The sequence below is a fragment of the Stenotrophomonas sp. HMSC10F07 genome (assembly GCF_001807895.1).
Taxonomy (GTDB): Bacteria; Pseudomonadota; Gammaproteobacteria; order Xanthomonadales; family Xanthomonadaceae; genus Stenotrophomonas; species Stenotrophomonas sepilia.
In genome coordinates, this window is sequence record NZ_KV791428.1 from 1 (window position 1) to 2,150 (window position 2,150).

At 67.8% G+C, this 2,150-nt stretch carries 1 protein-coding gene; it reads left to right on the plus strand.

Going from position 1 to position 2,150, the window contains the following annotated elements; all coding sequences use genetic code 11:
* Window positions 1-257 precede the first annotated feature (257 nt).
* Entirely contained in the window at window positions 258-2,063 is a 1,806-nt protein-coding gene (gene recQ, locus HMPREF3114_RS15395; RefSeq protein ID WP_005418471.1) for a DNA helicase RecQ, read from the plus strand.
* Window positions 2,064-2,150: the final 87 nt, after the last annotated feature.

A 2,150-nucleotide genomic window follows, 5' to 3' on the forward strand; every position in this document is an offset into this window, starting at 1 on the left:
GAAAACGGATCTGACCCCATTTTGATTGTCGATATCTGACAGATTTCATCCACGCATGGCGTGGATCTACCGCCCACCGGGCCAAGTCCGGGGGAGAGCCCCCTGAGTCAGGGGGCGGACGCGAAGCGGCGGGGGTCTGGGAGCTGATAAGTGGGGCCCGCGTTTCGCGGAGCGAAGCGTGGGAGCGGCAGCGCGCATGCGATGGCGCGTTCCCAGGGCGCAGCCCTGCCGCCGCCTCCGGGAGGTAAACTAGCGCGATGGCATCCCGTCCCGCGCACGACCTGCTTCAACGCGTCTTTGGTTACGACGATTTCCGTGGTCCGCAGCAGGACATCGTGGAGCATGTGGCTGCCGGTCACGACGCCCTGGTGCTGATGCCCACTGGCGGCGGCAAATCGCTGTGCTATCAGGTCCCGGCCCTGCTGCGTGACGGTTGCGGCATCGTCATCTCGCCGCTGATCGCACTGATGCAGGACCAGGTCGAAGCCCTGCGCCAGCTCGGCGTGCGCGCCGAGTACCTGAATTCAACCCTGGATGCCGAGACCGCCGGCCGCGTCGAGCGCGAGCTGCTCGCCGGCGAACTGGACATGCTGTATGTCGCCCCTGAGCGGCTGCTGACCGGGCGTTTCCTGTCGCTGCTGTCGCGCAGCCAGATCGCCCTGTTCGCCATCGACGAAGCACACTGCGTGTCGCAGTGGGGCCATGACTTCCGCCCCGAATATCGCCAGTTGACCGTGCTGCACGAGCGTTGGCCGCAGATCCCGCGGATCGCGCTGACCGCCACCGCCGATCCGCCGACCCAGCGCGAGATCGCCGAGCGCCTCGATCTGCAGGAAGCACGCCATTTTGTCAGTTCCTTCGACCGTCCCAACATCCGCTACACCGTGGTGCAGAAGGACAACGCCCGCAAGCAGCTGACCGACTTCCTGCGCGGCCACCGTGGCGAGGCCGGCATCGTCTACTGCATGTCGCGGCGCAAGGTCGAGGAGACCGCTGAATTCCTCTGCGGCCAGGGCTTCAACGCTCTGCCTTACCACGCCGGCCTGCCGCCGGAAGTGCGCGCCGGCAACCAGCGCCGCTTCCTGCGCGAGGACGGCATCGTGATGTGTGCCACCATCGCCTTCGGCATGGGCATCGACAAGCCGGACGTGCGCTTCGTCGCGCATACCGACCTGCCCAAGTCGATGGAGGGCTACTATCAGGAAACCGGACGCGCAGGCCGCGATGGCGAAGCCGCCGAGGCCTGGCTGTGCTACGGCCTGGGTGATGTGGTACTGCTCAAGCAGATGATCGAGCAGTCCGAGGCGGGCGAAGAGCGCAAGCAGCTGGAGCGGGCCAAGCTCGACCATCTGCTGGGCTACTGCGAATCGATGCAGTGCCGCCGCCAGGTGCTGCTGGCCGGCTTCGGCGAGACCTACCCCCAGCCTTGCGGCAACTGCGACAACTGCCTGACGCCACCGGCCTCGTGGGACGCGACCATACCGGCACAGAAGGCGCTGAGCTGCGTCTATCGAAGCGGCCAGCGCTTCGGTGTCGGCCACCTGATCGACATCCTGCGCGGCAGCGAGAACGAGAAGGTGAGGCAGCAGGGCCACGACAAGCTGAGCACTTATGCCATCGGCCGCGACCTCGATGCACGCACCTGGCGCAGCGTGTTCCGCCAGCTGGTCGCGGCCAGCCTGCTGGAAGTGGACAGCGAGGGTCACGGTGGCCTGCGCCTGACCGATGCCAGCCGCGACGTGTTGACCGGCCGCCGCCAGATCAGCATGCGCCGCGACCCGGCCAGCAGCACCAGCGGACGCGAGCGCAGTGCGCAGCGCACCGGCCTGTCGGTGCTGCCGCAGGACCTGGCCCTGTTCAACGCGCTGCGCGGCCTGCGCGCCGAACTGGCCCGGGAACAGAACGTACCGGCGTTCGTGATCTTCCACGACAGCACCCTGCGCAACATCGCCGAGCAGCGCCCGACCAGCCTGGATGAACTGGCCCGGGTCGGCGGCATCGGCGGTACCAAGCTGAGCCGCTACGGCCCGCGCCTGGTCGAGATCGTCCGTGAAGAGGGCTGACGGTATCGCGTTGCCGCGCTGCGCGGCCGCCGGGCATGGCCCCAACGGCGCGCGGGCGCCCCTGTAGAGCCGAGCCCACGCTCGGCT